At 55.4% G+C, this 20,900-nt stretch carries 18 protein-coding genes and 1 tRNA gene; 9 read left to right on the top strand and 10 right to left on the bottom strand.

The features are described 5' to 3' along the window. Positions 1 to 5: 5 nt before the first annotated feature. Genes narJ through HUO07_RS10995 form a run of 3 tightly spaced genes read right to left on the bottom strand, consistent with a single transcriptional unit; the run spans position 6 to position 6,152 of the window. Positions 6 to 818, bottom strand: a complete 813-nt coding sequence (gene narJ / locus HUO07_RS11005) for a nitrate reductase molybdenum cofactor assembly chaperone (RefSeq protein ID WP_176303606.1) — start codon at positions 816 to 818, stop codon at positions 6 to 8. Continuing rightward, on the bottom strand, positions 811 to 2,373 hold the full coding sequence (gene narH, locus HUO07_RS11000; protein ID WP_176303605.1) for a nitrate reductase subunit beta: 1,563 nt from the start codon (positions 2,371 to 2,373) through the stop codon (positions 811 to 813). The genes narJ and narH overlap by 8 nt, the downstream gene beginning before the upstream one ends. Next, positions 2,370 to 6,152, bottom strand: a complete 3,783-nt coding sequence (locus HUO07_RS10995) for a nitrate reductase subunit alpha (protein WP_176303604.1) — start codon at positions 6,150 to 6,152, stop codon at positions 2,370 to 2,372. Before HUO07_RS10995 ends, narH begins: the two co-directional genes overlap by 4 nt. Positions 6,153 to 6,464: 312 nt before the next feature. On the opposite strand from HUO07_RS10995, the gene HUO07_RS10990 reads away from it, so the two are divergent. Further along, positions 6,465 to 6,911 (top strand): Rrf2 family transcriptional regulator, encoded by a 447-nt coding sequence (locus HUO07_RS10990; protein WP_062362504.1) that lies wholly within the window; start codon positions 6,465 to 6,467, stop codon positions 6,909 to 6,911. Between the two features lie 6 nt (positions 6,912 to 6,917). On the opposite strand, the gene HUO07_RS10985 is transcribed toward HUO07_RS10990, so the two are convergent. Further along, positions 6,918 to 8,129 (bottom strand): NnrS family protein, encoded by a 1,212-nt coding sequence (locus HUO07_RS10985; RefSeq protein WP_176303603.1) that lies wholly within the window; start codon positions 8,127 to 8,129, stop codon positions 6,918 to 6,920. A gap of 158 nt (positions 8,130 to 8,287) precedes the next feature. Between HUO07_RS10985 and hmpA the strand changes: the two genes are divergently transcribed. Together hmpA and HUO07_RS10975 are read left to right on the top strand one after the other, a co-directional pair. After that, positions 8,288 to 9,460, top strand: coding sequence for an NO-inducible flavohemoprotein (hmpA, locus tag HUO07_RS10980; protein ID WP_176303602.1), 1,173 nt, complete (start codon positions 8,288 to 8,290; stop codon positions 9,458 to 9,460). A 122-nt stretch (positions 9,461 to 9,582) separates the two neighbouring features. After that, the gene (locus HUO07_RS10975; RefSeq protein WP_176303601.1) at positions 9,583 to 9,933 is read left to right on the top strand and encodes a DUF488 domain-containing protein; all 351 of its coding nucleotides are present in this window, start codon (positions 9,583 to 9,585) and stop codon (positions 9,931 to 9,933) included. Positions 9,934 to 10,005: 72 nt separating this feature from the next. On the opposite strand, the gene HUO07_RS10970 is transcribed toward HUO07_RS10975, so the two are convergent. The 3 genes from HUO07_RS10970 to HUO07_RS10960 form a co-directional block, all read right to left on the bottom strand. Beyond that, positions 10,006 to 10,392 carry a SirB2 family protein gene (locus tag HUO07_RS10970; RefSeq protein ID WP_176303600.1) on the bottom strand — a complete coding sequence of 129 codons (387 nt, stop codon included), beginning with the start codon at positions 10,390 to 10,392 and terminating at the stop codon, positions 10,006 to 10,008. 11 nt (positions 10,393 to 10,403) lie between these two features. Next, positions 10,404 to 10,796, bottom strand: coding sequence for a ribonucleotide reductase subunit alpha (locus tag HUO07_RS10965; protein ID WP_176303599.1), 393 nt, complete (start codon positions 10,794 to 10,796; stop codon positions 10,404 to 10,406). Positions 10,797 to 10,866: 70 nt separating this feature from the next. Continuing rightward, positions 10,867 to 11,436: an MFS transporter gene (locus HUO07_RS10960; protein WP_246286622.1), complete on the bottom strand. Its 570-nt coding sequence runs from the start codon at positions 11,434 to 11,436 to the stop codon at positions 10,867 to 10,869. Between the two features lie 178 nt (positions 11,437 to 11,614). Between HUO07_RS10960 and HUO07_RS10955 the strand changes: the two genes are divergently transcribed. The 5 genes from HUO07_RS10955 (at position 11,615) to HUO07_RS10935 (ending at position 18,096) form a co-directional block, all read left to right on the top strand. Beyond that, on the top strand, positions 11,615 to 13,513 hold the full coding sequence (locus tag HUO07_RS10955) for a type IV pili methyl-accepting chemotaxis transducer N-terminal domain-containing protein (RefSeq protein ID WP_176303597.1): 1,899 nt from the start codon (positions 11,615 to 11,617) through the stop codon (positions 13,511 to 13,513). After that, positions 13,513 to 14,181, top strand: coding sequence for a two-component system response regulator NarL (gene narL, locus HUO07_RS10950; protein WP_176303596.1), 669 nt, complete (start codon positions 13,513 to 13,515; stop codon positions 14,179 to 14,181). Before HUO07_RS10955 ends, narL begins: the two co-directional genes overlap by 1 nt. A 238-nt stretch (positions 14,182 to 14,419) precedes the next feature. Then, positions 14,420 to 16,012 carry an MFS transporter gene (locus HUO07_RS10945; protein WP_176303595.1) on the top strand — a complete coding sequence of 531 codons (1,593 nt, stop codon included), beginning with the start codon at positions 14,420 to 14,422 and terminating at the stop codon, positions 16,010 to 16,012. Between the two features lie 91 nt (positions 16,013 to 16,103). Then, the gene (locus HUO07_RS10940; RefSeq protein WP_176303594.1) at positions 16,104 to 16,562 is read left to right on the top strand and encodes a universal stress protein; all 459 of its coding nucleotides are present in this window, start codon (positions 16,104 to 16,106) and stop codon (positions 16,560 to 16,562) included. A gap of 40 nt (positions 16,563 to 16,602) precedes the next feature. After that, positions 16,603 to 18,096, top strand: coding sequence for an MFS transporter (locus HUO07_RS10935; RefSeq protein WP_176303593.1), 1,494 nt, complete (start codon positions 16,603 to 16,605; stop codon positions 18,094 to 18,096). A gap of 139 nt (positions 18,097 to 18,235) precedes the next feature. On the opposite strand, the gene HUO07_RS10930 is transcribed toward HUO07_RS10935, so the two are convergent. Then, a complete protein-coding gene (locus HUO07_RS10930) occupies positions 18,236 to 18,430 on the bottom strand; it encodes a helix-turn-helix domain-containing protein (RefSeq protein ID WP_176303592.1) in 195 nt (64 codons plus the stop codon). A 233-nt stretch (positions 18,431 to 18,663) separates the two neighbouring features. Here HUO07_RS10930 and HUO07_RS10925 point away from each other — a divergent pair, with 233 nt between their 5' ends. Further along, complete coding sequence (locus HUO07_RS10925; protein WP_176303591.1) at positions 18,664 to 19,680, top strand: SDR family oxidoreductase; 1,017 nt, start codon at positions 18,664 to 18,666, stop codon at positions 19,678 to 19,680. A gap of 111 nt (positions 19,681 to 19,791) precedes the next feature. On the opposite strand, the gene HUO07_RS10920 is transcribed toward HUO07_RS10925, so the two are convergent. Together HUO07_RS10920 and HUO07_RS10915 are read right to left on the bottom strand one after the other, a co-directional pair. Next, a tRNA-Pro gene (locus HUO07_RS10920) sits at positions 19,792 to 19,868 on the bottom strand. Between the two features lie 137 nt (positions 19,869 to 20,005). Beyond that, on the bottom strand, positions 20,006 to 20,833 hold the full coding sequence (locus HUO07_RS10915; RefSeq protein WP_176303590.1) for an inositol monophosphatase family protein: 828 nt from the start codon (positions 20,831 to 20,833) through the stop codon (positions 20,006 to 20,008). Between the last annotated feature and the right edge of the window lie 67 nt (positions 20,834 to 20,900).

Raw genomic sequence — 20,900 nt, 5'->3', positions numbered from 1 at the left:
TCCTTTTAGCGATCGGCCACGGTTGAGGAAGGGGAAGCGCTCCAGGCGGACGGCATGATTTTGACGGGGTCGCTGTGCACTGCTTTTTTGCGCTCGGCAAGCCGCCGCCCTTCCGCAGACTGCAGCGCGCAGTCTTCGTCAGAAGTGGCCGAGAAGCGTACCGCTTCTTCTTCCCATACGGCGTCCAAGGCTTCGGGGGTGTTATCAGGCACTTCTTTCTTGACCTGGGGCCGATGCTCTTCGACATCGCCCTCGGCCCCAATTAACGCCAATAGGGACAGCGGTACCAGGGCGTGATCCGCTCCCCGCTCCTCCAGTCGTGCGGTCAGCAGGGCCAGGATATGGCGTATTTCGCCCAGCCAGCGGCCGATCTCGGCTTCGTCACACATCGAGAGGTACTCAAGAAACACCGGCAGATGATCGGGCAGTTCACGGGCATCCAACTCGAACCCGGCCGCGCTGTACTCGGCCATAAGATCCACCATGGCCTGACCACGATCGCGGGATTCACCGTGCACGTGCTCAAATAGCAGCAGCGACGTAGCGCGCCCCTTATCGAACATGGCAACGTACTCGGCCTGCAGCTCAAGCAATTCGCCCTCATGAAGACGATGGCACCACGCCATCAGTGACAACTTGAGGCCCGCCCCCAGGCGGGTCTCGGCATTGAGGATTTCGATGAGCTCGCCGCTGGCATCCTGCAGTTCCTGGGTCGGGTAATCGAGCAGGCGGGCCAGTACGCGTAGGCTACGCATACCCTGTAGCGGTTCGAACGACGGCTCTACCAGGGTCGGCGATTGGGTAGCGGCTTCAGTCATGACGAGACTCCTCAAGTTGTGGCTGCGGGTCGAAGACCTCTACCGGCTTCACCAACACGCTGGTCTGCTTACGGCCATTAAACAGGCTGGGCTGGCTCTCACCGTGGCAACCATCACCAAAGGTGAAGCCACAACCACCCCGCTCGGGGAAGGCTTCGGTGGCCATTTCCCGATGGCTGGTGGGGATCACGAAACGATCTTCATAGTTGGCAATGGCCAGGTAGCGGTACATCTCCTCTACTTGGGAGACGCTCAGCCCCACGGCATCGAGCACTTCGGCATTGGGGGCGCCGTCCACATGCTTGCCGCGCATATAAACGCGCATCGCCATTAAGCGCTTGAGTGCCAACACCACGGGCGCCTCTTCGCCAGCGGTGAGTAGATTGGCCAAGTACTTCACCGGGATACGCAGCGATTCAATCTTGGGCAGGATGCCGTCGAACTCCACATGTCCCGCCTCGGCGGCGGACTGAATCGGTGACAGCGGCGGCACGTACCACACCATCGGCAGCGTGCGGTATTCCGGGTGCAGCGGCAGCGCCAATCCCCAGTCGATCGCCATCTTGTAAACCGGGGAGGCCTGGGCGGCTTTGATGACGTTATCCTGGATGCCATCCCGCTTGGCCTGGGCAATCACTTCCGGATCATTGGGATCAAGGAAGATCTCACGCTGGCGATGGTAGAGGTCACGCTCGTCGGGAGAGCTTGCCACTTCCTCAATGCGGTCAGCGTCATATAGCAGCACACCGAGATAGCGAATCCGTCCCACACAGGTCTCAGAGCAAATAGTCGGCTGACCGGCCTCGATACGCGGGTAGCAGAAGATACATTTTTCGGACTTACCGCTTTTCCAGTTGTAGTAGATCTTTTTGTAGGGGCAGCCGGAGATACACATCCGCCAGCCACGGCACTTGTCCTGATCAATTAGAACGATGCCGTCCTCTTCCCGCTTGTAGATGGCACCGCTGGGGCAGGCCGCTACACAGGTGGGGTTCAAGCAGTGCTCGCACAGGCGCGGCAGGTACATCATGAAGGTGTTTTCGAACTGGCCGTAGATATCCGCCTGTACTTTGTCGAAGTTGGCGTCTTTGCGCCGCTTGGCGAACTCGGTGCCGAGGATCTCTTCCCAGTTCGGGCCCCACTCGATCTTTTTCATGCGCTGACCGGAAATCAGCGAGCGTGGGCGTGCCACCGGCTGGTGCTCACCGATTTTGGCGGTATGCAGGTGTTGGTAGTCGAAAGTGAACGGCTCATAGTAGTCGTCCATTTCGGGCAGGTCGGGGTTGGCGAAAATATTCGCCAGCACCCGCCATTTGCCACCAATACGCGGTTCTATCCGACCGTCGGTACGGCGCATCCAGCCGCCCTTCCACTTGGCCTGGTTCTCCCACTCTTTGGGATAGCCGATACCGGGCTTGGTCTCGACATTGTTGAACCAGGTGTACTCCATACCTTCGCGACTAGTCCAAACATTTTTGCAGGTCACTGAACAGGTGTGGCAACCAATACACTTATCAAGATTGAGAACCATGCCTACCTGGGAACGAATTTTCATTTCACGGCCTCCTGAACGCTGTCATTGCCTTCACCATCCAGCCAGTCAACGTGTTTCATCTTGCGCACTAACACGAACTCATCGCGATTTGAGCCGACGGTGCCGTAATAATTAAAACTGTAAGAGAGCTGCGCGTAGCCGCCGATCATGTGGGTTGGCTTGGGGCAGACACGGGTGACCGAGTTGTGAATACCGCCCCGCGTGCCGGTGACCTCAGAGCCTGGGACGTTCACGTTGCGCTCCTGAGCGTGGTACATCATCACCATGCCCGCCTTGACCCGCTGGCTGACCACTGCCCGCGCGGCAATCGAGCCGTTGGCGTTGTAGACCTCGATCCAGTCGTTATCCTCGATCTCGATCTCGGCTGCATCCGCCTCGGAGAGCCACACGACAGGGCCACCGCGGTTGAGCGTCAGCATTAGCAGATTGTCCGAGTAAGTGGAGTGGATGCCCCACTTCTGGTGCGGCGTGAGGAAGTTCAGCGCCTTGCTCTTGAAGCCGTTGTCAGCGGGCAGCGTGAAGCCTTTGGCCGCCTTGGTATCGATGGGCGGACGGTAGACCAGCAGGCTTTCGCCGAACGCGCGCATCCAGGCGTGATCCTGATAGAACTGCTGGCGGCCACTTACGGTGCGCCATGGAATCAGCTCATGAACGTTGGTGTAACCGGCGTTATAGGAGACATGCTCATCCTCGAGGCCGGACCAGGTCGGGCTAGAGATAATCTTGCGCGGTTGGGCGACGACATCGCGAAAGCGAATTTTCTCATCAAACTTAGGCCTCGCAAGGTGAGTATGGTCACGCCCGGTAATCTTGGAGAGCGCATCCCACGCTTTTACTGCCACGGCGCCGTTGGTTTCCGGTGCCAGGGTCAGAATCATCTCGGCGGCATCGATAGCACTATCGATCAACGGACGCCCTTTATGCGGGCCATCCAGCTTGCGATGGTTGAGTTTGCCCAGCAGCTCGACTTCAGCATCGGTATTCCAGGCGATGCCCTTGCCGCCGTTGCCGATACTTTCCAGCAGCGGCCCAACAGAGGTGAAGCGCTCATACGTTTCGGGATAGTTGCGTTTGACCTCAATTAGCGATGGCATGGTCTTGCCAGGGATCGGCTCGCATTCGCCCTTCTTCCAATCCATCACCGCCGGCTGGGCCAACTCCCCTGGCGAGTCGTGCTGCATCGGCAGCGTGACCAGATCGGTCTCCTCGCCCAGGTGGTCTACACACACTTTGGAGAACGCCTTGGCAATACCCTTGTAAATATCCCAGTCGCTGCGCGATTCCCAGGCCGGGTCGGTGGCGGCAGTCAAGGGGTGAATAAAGGGGTGCATGTCAGAAGTGTTAAGGTCGTCCTTCTCATACCAGGTCGCCGTAGGCAGCACGATATCCGAGTAGAGACAGGTGGTGGACATACGGAAATCCAGCGTCACCAGCAGGTCGAGCTTGCCTTCCGGCGCCTCGTCACGCCACACGACTTCTTCGGGTTTCTGGCCGCCGAAGTCGCCCAGGTCTTTGCCCTGAATACCGTGGCGTGTACCCAACAGGTACTTGAGCATGTACTCATGGCCCTTACCGGAGCTGCCCAGCAGGTTGGAGCGCCAGATGAACATATTGCGCGGGAAGTTCTCTGGCGCGTCCGGGTCTTCTGCGGCAAAGCGCAGTTCGCCGCTTTTAAGTTGCTGAACCGCATAGTCGGCGGTAGACATACCCGCGGCTTCGGCTTTTTTCGCCAGGCGCAGCGGGTTAGTGTCCAGTTGAGGTGCTGACGGCAGCCAGCCCATACGCTCAGCGCGCACGTTAAAGTCGATCAGACTTCCTGGGTAATCCTCGGCCTTGGCCAACGGTGAGAGGATCTCTTTGATTTCGAGCTTCTCATAGCGCCACTGGGAGGAGTGACTGTAGAAGAAGGAAGTAGAGTTCATATGACGTGGCGGACGCTGCCAATCAAGACCAAAGGCTAGCGGGGCCCAGCCAGTTTGCGGACGTAACTTCTCTTGGCCTACATAGTGAGCCCAACCACCACCGCTCTGGCCGATACAGCCGCACATGACCAGCATGTTGATCAGGCCGCGATAGTTCATATCCATGTGGTACCAGTGGTTCATACCGGCACCGACGATGATCATGCTACGGCCGTTGGTTTTATGGGCGTTGTCGGCAAATTCACGGGCAATGCGGGTGCACTGCTCTGCCGAGACACCGGTGATTTTCTCCTGCCACGCGGGGGTATAGGGGCGAATCTGATCAAACGAGGTTGCGCCATCATCTTCGCCGTCGCCGACAAAGCCACGGTCGATACCGTAGTTGGCACACATCAGATCAAAAACGGTGACCGCCAGCATGTCGCTACCATCGGCTCTTTTTAAGCGTTTGGCGGGCAAATTGTGAAACAGCAGGTCATCAGCAGCACCGACGCCTGCTCCTTTGACGTGCTCAAAGTGCTCGTGCTCGATGCCACCGAAGTAAGGGAATGCCACGCGAGCGACGCTGTCGTGGTGGTTGACCAAACTCAGTAACGGCTTGATTTCAGTGCCGGCGGCGTCCAGCGACTCCAAGTTCCACTTGCCTACTTCGTCGCCAGTTTCACCCCAGCGGAAACCGATGGAACCGCGTGGTACCACCAGCTGGTCACGGGTTTCGTCCCAGGCAACGGTTTTCCACTCGGGATTGTTTTCCTGGCCCAGGGCAGCATCAAAATCACTGGCACGCAGTTGGCGACCCGGTGCGAAGCTGCCATCTTCACGCACTTCCAGTTCCACCAGGAACGGCATGTCGGTATAGCGCCGCACATAGTCAGTGAAGTAAGCACTCGGGTTATCGAGATGGAACTCTTTGAGGATGACATGGCCCATGGCCATCGCCAGGGCGGCATCGGTGCCCTGCTTGGCGGACAGCCATTCGTCGGTGAGTTTGGAGACTTCGGCATAATCCGGAGTGATCGAAACCGTCTTGGTGCCCTTGTAACGTACTTCGGTAAAGAAGTGGGCATCCGGGGTACGCGTCTGGGGCACGTTGGAGCCCCAGGCGATAATATAGCCAGAGTTGTACCAATCCGCGGACTCGGGAACGTCGGTCTGCTCGCCCCAGGTCATTGGCGAGGCCGGCGGCAAGTCACAGTACCAGTCGTAGAAGCTCATGCAGACGCCACCAATCAGCGACAGGTAGCGGCTACCCGCCGCGTAGCTGACCATCGACATAGCGGGAATTGGCGAGAAGCCGAGAATACGGTCGGGGCCGTACTGCTTGGCAGTGTAAACGTTCGAGGCTGCGACCAGCTCGTTGAGTTCGTCCCAGTCACCGCGAACGAAACCGCCCATACCGCGAGCACGCTTATATTGTTTAGTCTTGGCTGGATCTTCGACGATGGACGCCCAGGCGTCCACCGGGTCGGGATGCGCCTTGAGCGCTTCGCGCCATAGCGCCAGCAACGGCTTGCGCACTAATGGATACTTCAGGCGATTGGCGCTGTACAGATACCAGGAGTAGCTGGCACCGCGCGGGCAGCCACGGGGTTCATGGTTAGGCAGGTCGGGACGGGTACGGGGATAATCAGTCTGCTGGGTTTCCCAAGTAACTAAACCGTTCTTAACGTAGATCTTCCAGCTGCAAGACCCGGTGCAGTTCACCCCGTGGGTGCTACGCACTACCTTGTCGTGTTGCCAGCGGGCACGATAACTATCTTCCCACTGGCGGGATTCGCTGCGTAGTTCACCGTGTTCGTTGGCAAAAGGCTCGCGGGACTTGCGGAAGAAATTCAGCCGATCTATGAAGTGACTCATGGTCGATCTCCAGGCTCCTCGGAAATTTGCATACCCGACAGTGCGGGTTCCATGGAGTGGATTCTGCGTGATCGACAAGCGAATTACTGCGTGATTACCTCCATATACACCCTGTCTACCCCCAAGGTGATAGAGCGTCCAACGGAAAGGAATAGACGGTTGGCGCTATTGAAATTACACCGTGCGCGAATGCTTGCTGTAGCAAGGCTGGATAGGCTCGCAGGCCTTCAATCACGTTTACATTGCAACTCACTGAACATTCATACAACATACTTTTTATAGCTGAATTACTCTCGGAGCAAAACGCACTCCATGCATCTCACCCGATTCACCGATTATTCGATACGCGTATTGATCTTTCTTGCTACCAAGGGGGAGGAGCGCTCTACGATTAATGAAATTGCCGAGACGTTTAATATCTCACGCAATCATTTGATGAAAATCGTTCAGGAGCTGAGTCAAAAGAACTACGTTACCGCTATTCGTGGCAAGAATGGCGGCTTACTGCTGACACGGGATCCTGCAACCATTGGGTTAGGCGAGCTGGTACGCGAGATGGAAAACGACATGGCGTTAGTGGAGTGCTTTCATAGCGACAACGCCTGCATCATTACACCGGCATGTCGCCTTCAACCGATTCTTAATGATGCACTGTCAGCATTTCTAGGTGTGCTCGACCACTATACGTTGGCCGACCTCCTGGGCAATCAACGCTCTCAACTGGCGCAACTTATGCGCATTCCTACTGTCAGCGCTTAGCACTCACTAACCATCCTGCCCGTCGACTCGCGCCTGCATTAACGGCCAAGTGTAATGCACTAGGAATATTGCGTAGGCTACACACCAGAAGATAATGCTTAGCGTGTAGGTCCAGTGGGTAATCTGGGGAAATATCGCCAAGACGGGTGAGCGCACCAAGGCGGCTATTAGCATTAAGCCCAGCGCCACACCCATACCGGGCAAAGTGCGTATGGGGCGGCCCGTATGACCTAGCGAAACCCTGGCCATCATGGCCAGCATCATGGCACCCATGCCACCAATGGTCAGGGCATGTATAGCAAGCTCTGTGCGTATCAGCCCCATTAGTGCCAAGACCCACATAATTAGCCCTAACGGGAGGCAGGCGTAGCTACCGTGGGGTCCCCAAAGTAAAGGTTCGCGCCAGCTGTGCAGCCCACCCCAGCGCGCCATGCGAACGGTATTGGCCAACGCCGCTAAGAGCATCACCCCGCCGATTAATGACGCAGGAATGGCAACATCCAGCATGATGACCAACTGCAGCACGACAACCCCCGCCGTGCTAGCCAGCGTCACTCCTTCAAGTAAAGCAATAGGTTCAGGTTTGGTGCGTCCCAAACGGTTCGCAGTAAACATGCCAATCACGCGTCCGCCAACGACTGTCATCATCAGTGTGATTAACAGCACGGCTAAGTAGGCGGCTTGGCGGATAAGTTCGGCGTCACCCTGCATCACCCCTAAGTGCATCGCCAGATTAGCCGTGGCAAACAGCAGCAGCACGGGTATAAAGATCAAGTTGCGCCACCGCTTTGCAGTGATAACCAGATGCGCCATAACAATGGCGACCACCGGCAGGAACACAAGATCAACCGCCAGCAGCAGCCATCCCGGCAAACCCATGGGAAAAGCCATCAGCACCCTACCCAATAGCCATAACATCACCAGACCCAGTAGCGGCGCGCCGCTTAAGCTCGGCAATCCAGTCCAGTTGCGCACAGCAGTTAGTAAAAACCCCGCTACCACCGCCGCAGCAAAACCAAACAACATTTCATGCTGATGCCAGAACACCAAGCCGCCATAAGGGCGCAGCAAAATACTGCCATGCCAGAAGCCCAACCACACCAATAGGGATGCCACACTAAACAGCGCGGCCAATAGAAAGAAGGGCCGAAAAGCCAGGCGCATTAATGGCAGATTCTCAAGCTTAGAAGCAGGCTGGGATGAGGTGGTCGTTGGCATGGTTTAATCCCGACTAAATTACTTGGAAATATGATTGTGCGCCTAGCTATCAACAAAGACCATGACATGCATCAAAAGTACATCTTATGGCTAGCATTTATAGACTCGCCGCATTAAGATTCATTTTAAATACTTTTTAATATACCGAGGGATTAACAGTGCTAACACATGAGCAGGAAAAGCTGATCAACGCGACAGCTCCCGTCGTGGCCGAACATCTGAATGCGATTACCCAGCGCTTCTATCCGCTTATGTTTACCCGCTATCCAGAGGTCAAACCCCTGTTTAATGAGGTCCATCAGCAAAGCGGCGGTCAGCCCCGTGCCCTGGCCAACGCCGTTTTGGCCTATGTCCAATTACGCAGCAATCCTGCTCAAGCGCGGGCCACGCTGGATGTTGTAGTCAGTAAACACATCTCGCTAGGCATTCTCCCTGAACAGTACCCCATCGTCGGTGAATGTTTGCTGGCGGCGATTGGCGAAGTACTCGGTAATGCCGTGACACCAGAAATCGCCGATGCCTGGGGCGCTCTATATAACGAGCTTGCCGCCCTGTTAATCGACCTCGAAGACCAGCGCTATCGTGAGTTTGAGCAGCGCCCGGGCGGATGGCGCGGCACACGCCGTTTCAAGATTGCCAGTACCCAGCAGGAAAGTGCTTTAATTCGCTCTTTTATCCTTGAGCCCGAGGATGGAGGCCGTGTGGCTGACCATGAGCCAGGTCAGTATATCGGTGTACGTCTAACCATTAATGGCGAGCTGGTTTATCGGCATTACAGCCTCTCAGACACGCCAAATGGACAAAGCTATCGAATCTCGATCAAACGCGAAGATCAGGGCCAAGTCAGCCGCCACTTCCACGATGTCTTACAACCAGGCGATACCTTGGAGCTGTTACCGCCAGCAGGTGATCTCACGCTGATTGAAGGTGACGAGCCTCTGCTGCTTGCCAGTGGCGGCGTTGGTCAAACACCCCTGCTCCCCATGGCGCGCCATGCCTTATCTCTTGGGCGGCAAGTCATCTATCTACACGCTGCCCTGGATGCCGACCACCAGGCCTTTAAAGGCGAATTAGAAACGCTGAAGAGCGAGTATCCTCAACATCTTAAGGCTGTCCGCATTCATGAGCGCGGTAACGAAGCCGAACATATTGGTCGTATCGACCGCAGCTTATTAGCTCACTACCTGCCTGATCTTAAGGCGCGCTGCTATTTCGTCGGCCCTCAAGGATTCATGACGGCGATTAACAGCGCTTTGTCCGAACTGGGTATCGACGAAGATCGCCGACACTTTGAGCACTTTGGCCCCTCACGCCCCCTCGACGCAGCTTAATAATGGCCAGTTAAGGTTATTCATTTCGTGGCTACCTATTAGAGGCAGGGGTTCCTATGAACCCCTGCTCAACTTTACTAACCTTAGAGAGAAACCAAAGTAATACAGAGACAGAGGCGATTATGGGTATCGAATTAAAGCGTGCCTATGACTCACCTCACAGCAAGGATGGTTATCGCGTTCTTGTCGACGGGATCTGGCCACGTGGGGTTTCCAAGGAAGAAGCCAAAATCGATGAGTGGCGCAAGGAGATCGCACCGAGTAGCGAACTTCGCAAAGCGTTTCATAATGGTTCACTCAACTGGAATGATTTCCGCCGACGCTATCTTAAAGAGTTAACTTCCTATCGCGAATCCCTGCGTGACCTTGCACAGCGTGCCAGAAAAGAGCAACTCACGCTGGTGTTCGCCTCCAAGGAAGAACGTCATAACAATGCCGAGGTGCTGCGCCAATACTTGAACATGCTGAACTAGTCAGCTCGCCCCCTGCTTCGAGAAGTCGTAGCGCTCACTAAAGAATGAGGTAAGCGCCAAAACAACTGCGCTTCAGGCTAACCAGGAAAGCGGGCTGTGGTGAATAGCGGCCCCCAACATGTAGGCGAAGATGGCCACCGCCACAACGGCGGCTATGGCACGCGCCTTGGGCGTTGGCCCGCGCTTAATCGCCATGGTGCCAACACCGATATAGGCCAGCAGCGCTAGTAGCTTGGCGCCAAGCCAGGGAAGCTGCCAGGGCCAAACGGAAAGTAATATCATCAAGGTCGCCCCCAGCCCCAGCAAGGCCGTGTCGATGAGATGGGGCAATACCTTGACCCAGCGGGCATTGAGCCGCGGACTTTCCTGCACCGACCACCAGGCGCGGATCACGAAAAGCGTAATGCTCAGTGCAGCGGCCGTCATGTGCAGGTGCTTGATGAGGAAATAGTGCTCCATGGTAGCCGTCCCTAACCGACATTAACCGCATAGCCGTGATGATCGAAGGCAAGATAGGCGGTGATATTACCCATTTGCAGCGACTCCATCATGCGCTGGAGCTGCCGTTCAACTTCGGTGTCATCTTCTGGATCGTCCATTGCCGCAGTGAAAACTAGATCCCATTCGATCTCGGTACGGCGAGACTCCTCGACCAACGCCGCCATGCTGCTCAGTTCCTCCGTCGACTTATCTACGCATATCACAGGCACCAACACGCCCCCTTCTCCCTGTTCAAAGCGACGGCGCTGCTCGGCATCGGGGAAATCGGGCAGTTCTGCGCGAACGAACACAAACAGCAGCCGCTGAGGCTTAGGTTGTTTACGCGCTTCCTGCAGTAAATCGGCAAACGTCGCTATGGTCATAAAATTGGCCTTATCGCTAGTAGTTAAGAATCAATAGGTAAGAATGAGCGGGAAAGACTAGTAAGTGGCGTTACTCGGGTGACTCTACGAAAAGCCATAGCAACAGCATTATCATGAACAGTGGGATCAGCAGACTGAATGGCGCTGTGCGCCAACCATAGGCTTGAACGACCAAGGGCGCCATCCGCAAGGAAAGCCCTACCCCTGCCGCTAAGGCCAGACAAAGCCCCACACCAATATGCACCCAACGACCAGGCATCCAGCCTTTGGCGTGGGCGATGCCGGTAGCAATCACAGCGCCTCCTAATCCGAGCCAAACACCCACCAGCAGAAATTCCCACGGCCGGCTTGCCATCCCAAATCCGCTCAACGCTAACGCTAGCCCCAGCAACAGCCACTGCATCACTCGGCAGGTGTCGCCTCGCCTGGCGATATACCAAGCTGGCCACACCAGCAGGGCACCGCTACACAGCGGCATCAGCACATAAATTGGTTGTTTTGCGAGCAAGGCATAAAGTGTCCAGCTAGCCACCGCTAAAGCGCTTGCCAACGGCATTAACAGCATAGCGACCAGCATATGATAACCATTGACTGGCTGCATTGATGTCTTCAGCGAGGGAGGCGGCACAGATGATGGCATGGCGTTTCCCAGCAAAGGTATAAAGACATCGGAAGACATGCCAGAATTGTCGGTAAATACTGGGTGCAGGTCAAAAAACATTGGAGGTAGGCTGGCTATCCCTTAAGTAATAGCCCTCGTATCAAGATGCATACAGTGCCACACTCTGTGTTACCTCTTCTGCGCTATCGGAACAAGCATGAAATTACTCCAACGTTCCCTGGTTGCTCGCATCATTGCGTCCCTGCTCGCCATTAGCGGCATGGCACTCATCAGCATCACCCTTACCATGGCAATGTCTAATAGCAGCCGTGGTGATGCGGCCGCGATCAATGTCGCAGGCTCATTACGCATGAATGCTTATCAGATCATGGGGGCCTTGCAGCGCCTGGAGTATGCCCCAGAGGGGGCAAGCGAAGAACAACTCGAAGGCTTGGTATCGCGCTTCGATCAGCGTTTGCATGGTACAACACTGCAAAAAACAATCCCCGCCGATGATCGTCATGAGCGCCGCCGTCAACTGGAGAAACTTCAAACCTATTGGCAGCACACGCTTCGCCCGGCACTAGAGACACCGTCCTCCGCTACAGCGCTTGACCTGGATACGCTGGAAATGATGATCGTTGCAATGGTCAATGACATCGAAGTGCTAGTGACCTACCTGGAACAGAGCACTGAGGCCAAGGTGCGCCTGCTTGGCATGATGCAAGTCCTCTTTTTAGTACTGATCGCTGTTGTGGTCGCAATCGCTCTCTACGATGTTCGCTACAATCTGGTAGTGCCATTGCGTCAACTGATGGTGCTTGCCCGCGAGGCGGCACATCGTAACTTTAAGCCGCGCTCACAGCTGCGTGGCAGTGACGAGCTGGCCTTGCTGGGCCACACTTTTAACAAGATGTCTGCCGAATTAGCGACCAGCTACGCCGCGCTGGAAGACACCGTATCGCGCAAGAAACAGGAGCTTGAGCGCAGTAATCAGGCGCTGCGGGTAATGCACGATGCCAGCCGTTCGCTGTATGGCGGCGGTAACGATCTTTGCTCTAGCGCCGCCCCCATGCTGCGCGAACTGGAAAAGCTGTTGAACATTGGGCCGATACGGCTTTCGCTAAACGACCCCTTTGATCAACGGGAGATGCCGGTACTGGAAACTCACTCGCGCACCCGCCCTGAGTATTGTCGCGATCAGGACTGCCATGCCTGCTTGATTGACCCCCGCCCCCTGGAGTTGGTTGCCAAGAACCAGTCGCAGTGTTTGCTTTTACCTATCAGCGTAGGCGATACGCTGCTTGGCACTCTGGAAGTGTGGTATCCCCAGGAACGGCTCAACGATAGCACCCGTCGCCTGCTTACCATGCTAGCCGACCAGCTCGCCACGGCAGTGTATCTACAGCGGCGTATTGAGGAGCAGCAGCACGTCACCTTAATCAACGAGCGAACCATCATTGCACGTGAGCTGCACGACTCTCTGGCGCAATCGCTGTCTTATCTCAAGATGCAAGTCGCCCGACTCGAACGCATGCAGCAGAAGGAGGCAACCCCAGAAGCCCAGTCTGCGGTATTCGACGAACTACGTACCGGTTTGAACAGTGCCTACCGTCAGTTGCGTGAGCTACTCACCACGTTCCGGCTCAAACTTGAGGGTCCGGGGCTGCAGTTTGCATTGCGCCAGACCGTCGAGGAGTTCAGCCAGCGTATGGGGGTAACGGTCGACCTTGACTACGATGTGCCGCCTTACCTGCTTAACCCCAATGAAGAAATTCACGTCCTGCAAATCATTCGCGAGGCGCTGGCCAATACCCACAAGCATGCCCAAGCCCATTGGGCTGGGGTCACTGTGCGTTTCGCCGATGCTCGCCTACTAGTGCGTATTGAGGATGACGGCATCGGCCTGGAAAACGACAGCTCGCCGCCGATGCACTACGGCTTGGTGATCATTCGCGACCGTGCCAATACCCTGAACGGAGAGTTAAGCATCGCCAATCGCCCCGCAGGAGGAACTGGTATTGAGATACTATTCACTCCGTTGACCGCTCGCTTAATTCAGCAGCAACCTGTTACGGCTGCCCCCGACTCTCACTTAGGTACAGGGACTTCTTAATGACGCTGACTAACGCCAACGATACACCCGCCAGCCTGATGATTATCGACGACCACCCGCTACTACGGCGTGGCGTGATTCAGCTTCTTGAACTAGAAGACGACCTTGAATTGGTTGGCGAGACGGGCGACCCAGAAGAAGGCATTGCACTGGCCCTCAAACTTGAGCCTGACCTGGTTTTACTTGATTTAAACATGCCGGGCATCAATGGCTTAGAAGCCTTGCGTCGCCTACGGGAAGCTAACTATAGCGGCCGTGTAGTGATGTTCACTGTTTCTGACCATGAGGATGATGTGGTCGCGGCGCTGCATAACGGTGCCGACGGTTACCTGCTAAAGGATATGGAGCCTGAAGACATGGTTCGCCAGCTGCGTCAGGCTGCTTTAGGCCGCATGGTAATCAGCGAAAGCCTGACCGCCTTACTCGCTGAAGCGCTGCGTAATCAGCGCAATGCGCCTACCACTCCTGATGTTCATAGCCTAACGCAGCGTGAACGTGAAATTCTGCAACAGCTTGCTGGCGGCCTCTCCAACAAGCTCATTGCGCGCAAGCTGGATATTACCGAAGGCACGGTCAAGGTCCACGTCAAGCACCTGCTCAAAAAGCTCAACTTGCGTTCACGTGTTGAAGCCGCCGTCTGGGCAGTTCAGGCAGGTATCGATCACTAGCTGGTTCTGTGTGGTTACCTCTAAAGACTCCCAGCGTACTTTTGTTCTGGTCCGCCTTTACCCCCTCTCGATTTTTTGTCTTTAAAATCAATGAAACTTGGCTTTTCAGCGACTACCTCTCAAGAGGTATGTCGCTGATTTATAGGCTATTCCCCTTAGTTTCCCAATCCCCTTTGCAAGCGTATCTTGCCTTCTAACTGCCAAACGCAGAAAGGTTTGATGCCAAGGGGAAACCGCCATGAGCAAGATAAATGCCGACATTGAGAAATGGAATGTCGAAGACGCCCAATTCTGGGAACAGGAAGGCAAACACATCGCCAACCGCAACCTATGGATATCCATTCCCAGCCTGCTGATGGGCTTTGCTGTCTGGATGATGTGGGGAATGATCACCACCCAGATGCAGAACCTGGGTTTTCCATTCACGGTTAATCAGCTATTTTCCCTGACGGCGCTTGCCGGTCTAGCGGGCGCCACACTGCGCATCCCAGCATCGTTCATGATCCGCATCGCTGGGGGGCGTAACACTATCTTCCTGACCACCGCGCTGTTGATGATCCCCGCCGCAGGAACTGGTATCGCCTTGATGAATCCAGACACGCCGTTCTGGGTTTTCCAGGCGTTGGCACTACTTTCCGGTATCGGCGGCGGTAACTTCGCGTGCTCGATGAGCAACATTTCCACCTTCTATCCCAGCAAGCAGCAAGGTTACGCGCTGGGCATGAACGCGGGCCTGGGCAATTTCGGCGTCACTACCATGCAGATTGTGATCCCGCTGGTGATGACCGTCGGCATTTTCGGCACTATGGCCGGTTCGCCGATGGAGTTGCAAAGTGCTAGCGGTACCTTGATCGGCCGGATCGAAGTAGGTACCGATACCTGGATCCAGAATGCTGGCTTTATCTGGCTCTTGTTTCTGGTCCCGCTAGCATTCGCCGGTTGGTTCAGCATAAACAATCTACGCACTATTACGCCCAACCCCGGTTCCCCGCTGGCGGCTTTCGGCAAAATATTAGGGCTTTACGGCGTCGGCCTGGTGACCGCCATCGTCGGTATGTTGGCACTCGGCTGGCTTAATATGTGGATAGCCCTGCCGCTAACGATCGTTCTCACTCTTGTGTTGTTGCGCCTCATTCCTGGCGACATCAAGCCCAATATCCAGAAGCAGTTCGCGATATTTTCCAATAAGCACACATGGTCAATGACCATCCTCTACATCCTGACCTTTGGCTCCTTTATCGGCTTCTCTGCGGCTCTGCCGCTTTCCATCAACGTCATTTTCGGCAACATGATGGAGGCGACAGCCGATGGCACGCTGATTCGCGTGGTCAACCCCGAAGCACCCAGCGCGTTGACCTGGGCCTGGATAGGCCCCTTCGTGGGCGCCCTCATCCGCCCGTTAGGTGGCTGGATATCCGATAAAGTGGGCGGCTCCATCGTCACCCAAATCATCTCTGTAGTTATGGTGGCCGCCTCTATCGCCACCGGCTACGTGATGATGCAGGCCTATAACGCCACCGACCCGAACCAATTCTTTTGGCTATTCCTGCTGCTCTTCATCGTGTTATTCGCCGCCAGTGGTATCGGCAATGGCTCTACTTTCCGCAGCATCGGCGTGATTTTCGATCAGCAGCAGAAAGGCCCGGTACTTGGCTGGACCTCAGCCGTCGCTGCCTATGGCGCCTTTATCGCCCCGCGGGTAATGGGTGAGCAAATCCAGGATGGTACACCGGAACTTGCCATGTACGGCTTTGCGGTCTTCTACGCCATCTGCCTGGTCATTAACTGGTGGTTCTACCTACGCAAAGGTGCCTACGTTAAGAACCCCTGATCTAAGTTAAGAACCCTAAATAGGGCTTGCTTCTTTACGCCCAGAGCTTAGCTCTGGGTCTTGACCCCCTACCCCACTGCGGGAGGACACCATGAAAATCATGATCGCCTATGACGGTTCGCGAAACGCCAAGCTGGCTCTCGCTCAAGTCGTCAATATGTTCCGCTGTAACCACCCTCTGCTGGTACTGGTCGGCGTGGTGGAGAATCCACTCGACGCTACCGATAACAACGAGGCGCTTTTTCAGCAGGAGCACGATGAGGTTAAACAACACCTTCAGGAGGGTGTGGCATTCGCTATCGGCGAGGGCTTCCAGGCCGAGCAGCTTCTCGCCGAGGGAGATGCGCGCAAGATGCTGCTTCAGGCCACTCGCAAGCTCTCACCCGACCTACTGGTCATTGCTCGCCATAGCCATCAACCGGACGGCGGCATCATCGCCAAATCGTTGACTTATTTCGTCGATGAACTCGACTACATGACTTTCGGCAGCGTCAGCTCATTCCTGGCCCGACGCGCCGAGTGTCCCTTGTTGATCCTACCCAGCCCTTAAGCAGCCTCTAACCACATTTGGGACACAGGACGATACGACCATGAAAGTTTCCGCTGTATTCAAGTTTCGCAGCCCTGAAATCCGGGCCTTGCACCTGACCTGGATTGCCTTCTTTATTACCTTCTATGTCTGGTTCAACATGGCGCCGCTTGCGTCGAGCATGCTCAAAAGCGTCGACTGGCTGACCCCGGACGACCTCAAGCTATTCGCTATTTGTAACGTCGCCTTGACCATTCCCGCCCGCATAATCGTTGGCATGGCATTGGATCGCTTCGGCCCACGGCGAGTGTTCTCGGTGCTGATGGTCTCTATGTCGATACCCGCGCTGGCATTTGCTTTCGGTAACAGCATGACGCAGCTGCTAGTGGCGCGCTTGGTGCTGAGCTCGATTGGCGCCAGCTTCGTGGTGGGTATTCACATGACAGCACTATGGTTCAAGCCAAAGGACATCGGCTTCGCCGAAGGCTTCTACGCTGGCTGGGGTAACTTCGGCTCCGCCGTAGCGGCCATGTCGCTGCCGACTATCGCTCTAAGCATGTATGGCGGTCCCGATGGCTGGCGCTGGGCAATCGCCCAGAGTGCAATTGTGATGGCAGCCTACGGCGTCTACTACTGGTTCGCGATCACCGATGGCCCTGATGCCCAAGCTCACCGTAAACCACGCAAAACCGCCGCCATGGAAGTGAGCTCCTGGGGCGATATGATCAAGCTGATCATCTGGACGATCCCGCTGGTCGGTGTACTCGCCATCCTAGTCTGGCGCATCCAGTACATGGGCTATTTATCCGTCACCGGGGCGGTCATCGCTTATCTCACCATCGTGGCGATCGTTATGTATCAGATCGTACAGATCCTGCGGGTCAACCTGCCGATTCTGCGCAAGGGAGTGCCTGAGGACGACAAGTACTCGTTCAACAGTGTGGCTGCGCTTAACAGTACTTACTTTGCCAACTTCGGCGCTGAGCTGGCGGTGGTATCGATGCTGCCTATGTTCTTTGAAGAGACCTGGGGGCTGAATGCCGCTACGGCTGGCCTGATTGCTGCGTCATTCGCATTCGTCAATCTAGTGGCGCGCCCCATGGGCGGCATGGTATCCGACCGTATGGGTAACCGGCGTTTTGTGATGCTGTGCTACATGCTTGGCATTAGCGTTGGGTTCTTGCTAATGGCCATGCTCAATTCGAGTTGGCCGCTCATTCTGGCCATTGCGGTGACTATCGGCACCTCAATTTTCGTGCAAGGGGCTGAGGGGGCAACCTTCGGTATCATTCCCTCTATCAAGCGCCGTATAACCGGCCAGATCTCAGGCATGGCCGGTGCCTACGGTAATGTTGGCGCGGTGGTCTACCTAACCATCTTTACCTTTGTTACACCATCGCAGTTCTTCTACATCATCGCGACTGGGGCCTTCATCAGTTGGGTTATTTGCTTAATGTGGCTGAAGGAGCCAGAAGGCGCTTTCGATGACGAGTACTACGTCTCTTCAGTCGACAGGGAGATCGAAGAACAAGCTCTACAGCATGCCAAGCGCTGAACGTTCAGAACCATCACGGCGCTGTCCGCATCAATTAGATCCGGACAGCGCCTGTAGCAGCAAAAATAGCGCCCTTCAGAGCCCTCTTAATTAGGAGCCGTAATGTATGTTGGCTATGCCACACTTCTTAAGCGCTGCATTAAGGGGACTTGTTCCAGCCAGCCAATGGTGTGTTTTCCTGCAAATAACGTAACTCAGGTTGATGAGCTTCAGCAATTTGCGTTACCCGACTCATGCCCTCTTCCAATAAATGCACTTCTATTTGACGCCGATCCTCACGCCCTTGCCGCCGCACAACCAGCGATTGCTGCTCACAGCGATCAACTAGCGCCACCACCCCATGATGCTTCGCTTATCGGGCCCAGAGGACTGCTACCCCCAAGTCATACTGAGGCTGCCTCCAGGAACAGCACCTGTATAAGAGAGCGCTGCGCATCATGCTTGGCGCACCAATCACAGCATTTTGCAATCCTCGCAGAGCGTCTATTCTGAGGAAGTGGATTGAACTGAAAAGCTGAGTTCAACAGTTTTTTCCCAAAAACTGCAGACACTAGCAAGGAGGGCGAAATGGCACTGCATTTGAAAGACTTGGAACATCAAACGGTCATCATCACAGGCGCCACCACGGGTATCGGGCTGGCAACGGCGCGCATGGCCGCCGACCGTGGCGCACGTCTGGTTCTGGTAGCACGTGACGAGAATGCGTTGCGCGAACTTTGTGACGAAATCAACCTCACCGGTGGCGAGGCCGTCCACGTCGCGGTGGATATCGGCGACAAAGCGCAAGTTCACAGGATAACGCAAACCGCCATCGATACGTTTGGCGGCTTCGATACCTGGATCAACAATGCCGGCGTCTCTCTTTTCGGCAACCTGCTCGATATCGACGAGAAGGATTACCACCGACTATTTGACACGACTTACTGGGGCGTCGTGTATGGTTCTCTGGAGGCGGCACGCCACTTGGCAGGTAAGCGCCGCGATGGCTACGCTGGTGCGATCATCAACCTTGGCTCGATCGCTTCGGACCAAGCCATCCCCTATCAGGGCATGTATTCGGCCGCCAAGCATGCCGTCAAAGGCTTCACCGACGCACTGCGCATGGAACTTGAGCATGCTGGCGCGCCCATTTCGGTTACGTTGATCAAGCCGGCCAGCATCGCCACGCCCTTCCCCGAGCACGCTGGTAACGTTATGGATACGGAACCGACCCTGCCGCCACCGCTCTACGAACCCCGCATCGTTGCTCGTAGTATCCTTTACTGTGCCGAGCATCCCCGCCGTGTCATGTACGTTGGCGGCGGCGGGCGGTTTATGACAGCACTTGGACACTGCGCACCACGGATGATGGACAAAATCATGTCAGCGAAGATCATCAAGCAACAGCAGACCGAGAAACCCGAGCATCGCCGCCACTTCGCGTTGCAAGAAGCGGCCACCGATAGGCGGGAACGCGTCCGATACGCCAGCCACGTTTCCAAGACCAGTCTGTACAACAATGCCTCGATGCATCCGTTACTGACCACGACCGTATTGGCCAGCACATTAATTGGTGCCGTTGTTCTAGCCGAGCGGCGCCCCTAAAATCGACGACCGATAGTACTTCGCTCATCAGGCTGGCTGCCGCTACGGTTATACCAGCCAATAAAAAACCGCCGATTGGTTTTAACCAAATCGGCGGTTTTTAATAATCTTTGGTCGGAGCGACAGGATTCGAACCTGCGACCTTTGCAACCCCATTGCAACGCGCTACCAAGCTGCGCCACGCTCCGCTGTCTTTATTGGCCGCTACATCTTTGCCTCAAGACGGTGCGTATACTAGCGGTTTCATGCATAAATGAAAAGCCTTTATAGCGCTTTCTTTTCAAGTATTTGTCATTCACCATTTAACGCAATCCGCCCTTTCTCGTTAGCGTTGGTCAGCGTCGAGCAACAGATAGGCCATGGCGTCATAGACACCAGGCGCAGCCACTAGCAAGTGCTCGGGATAAAGGTCTTCAGGCACCGATTTAGGCGGCTCATATAAGTGACCTACACGCGCCCCGGCTTCTCGTGCAATGACCCAGCCCGCGACAAAATCCCAAGGCGAGACACTTTCGTAATACGCATCTAAGCGGCCACAGGCGACATCGCATAAATCGAGTGCCGCCGCACCGTTACGACGGATATCCTGGCATTCAATAAGCACCGCCTCTAACCGCTTTAAAAGGTGCTTACGCCCTTCTTTGCGGTAGGGAAAACCCGTTCCTACCAGGGTGTTCGCTAGTGAATCTGCACTGCTGGGTTGAATGGGCTGATCATTGCAAACAGCACCTGCGCCTTCTGCAGCGCTAAAGGTTTCGCCTAAAAACGGCGCGTGTACAACACCGACCTTAGCAATGCCCTCTTCCATCCAGCCGATTGATACCGCCACATGACGCAACCCCTGCGCAAAGTTGACCGTGCCATCAATAGGATCCACTACCCAAAGCTGCGCCGCTTGCACATGCACAGCGCTCTCGGGGGCGAGCTCTTCACTCAGCCTTGCCTCACCAGGAAAATGCTCTTCAAGCCGCTGGCTAATGAGCTGATCAACGGCTACATCCACATCGGTGACCAGCTCATTGTCTTTTTTCAACCGTTGTGAAAAACCTTGCCGCTCTCGCGCTTGGATAATCATCTGCCCAGCTTCTTCGGCAATGGAAATAGCGATTTTTAAGCGCGCTTGTAGTGTGTCGTCAAACGTTTGGTCAGACATTGAATCTCCCATTGAGGACATTAACCATGATGACTAACCATAAGCCGCTAAGGTGAAATTTTCGAGT

Source organism: Vreelandella maris, assembly GCF_013371085.1.
Taxonomy (GTDB): domain Bacteria; phylum Pseudomonadota; class Gammaproteobacteria; order Pseudomonadales; family Halomonadaceae; genus Vreelandella; species Vreelandella maris.
Note: the sequence above shows the minus strand (reverse complement) of the source record. Positions and strands in the feature narration are given on the sequence as shown.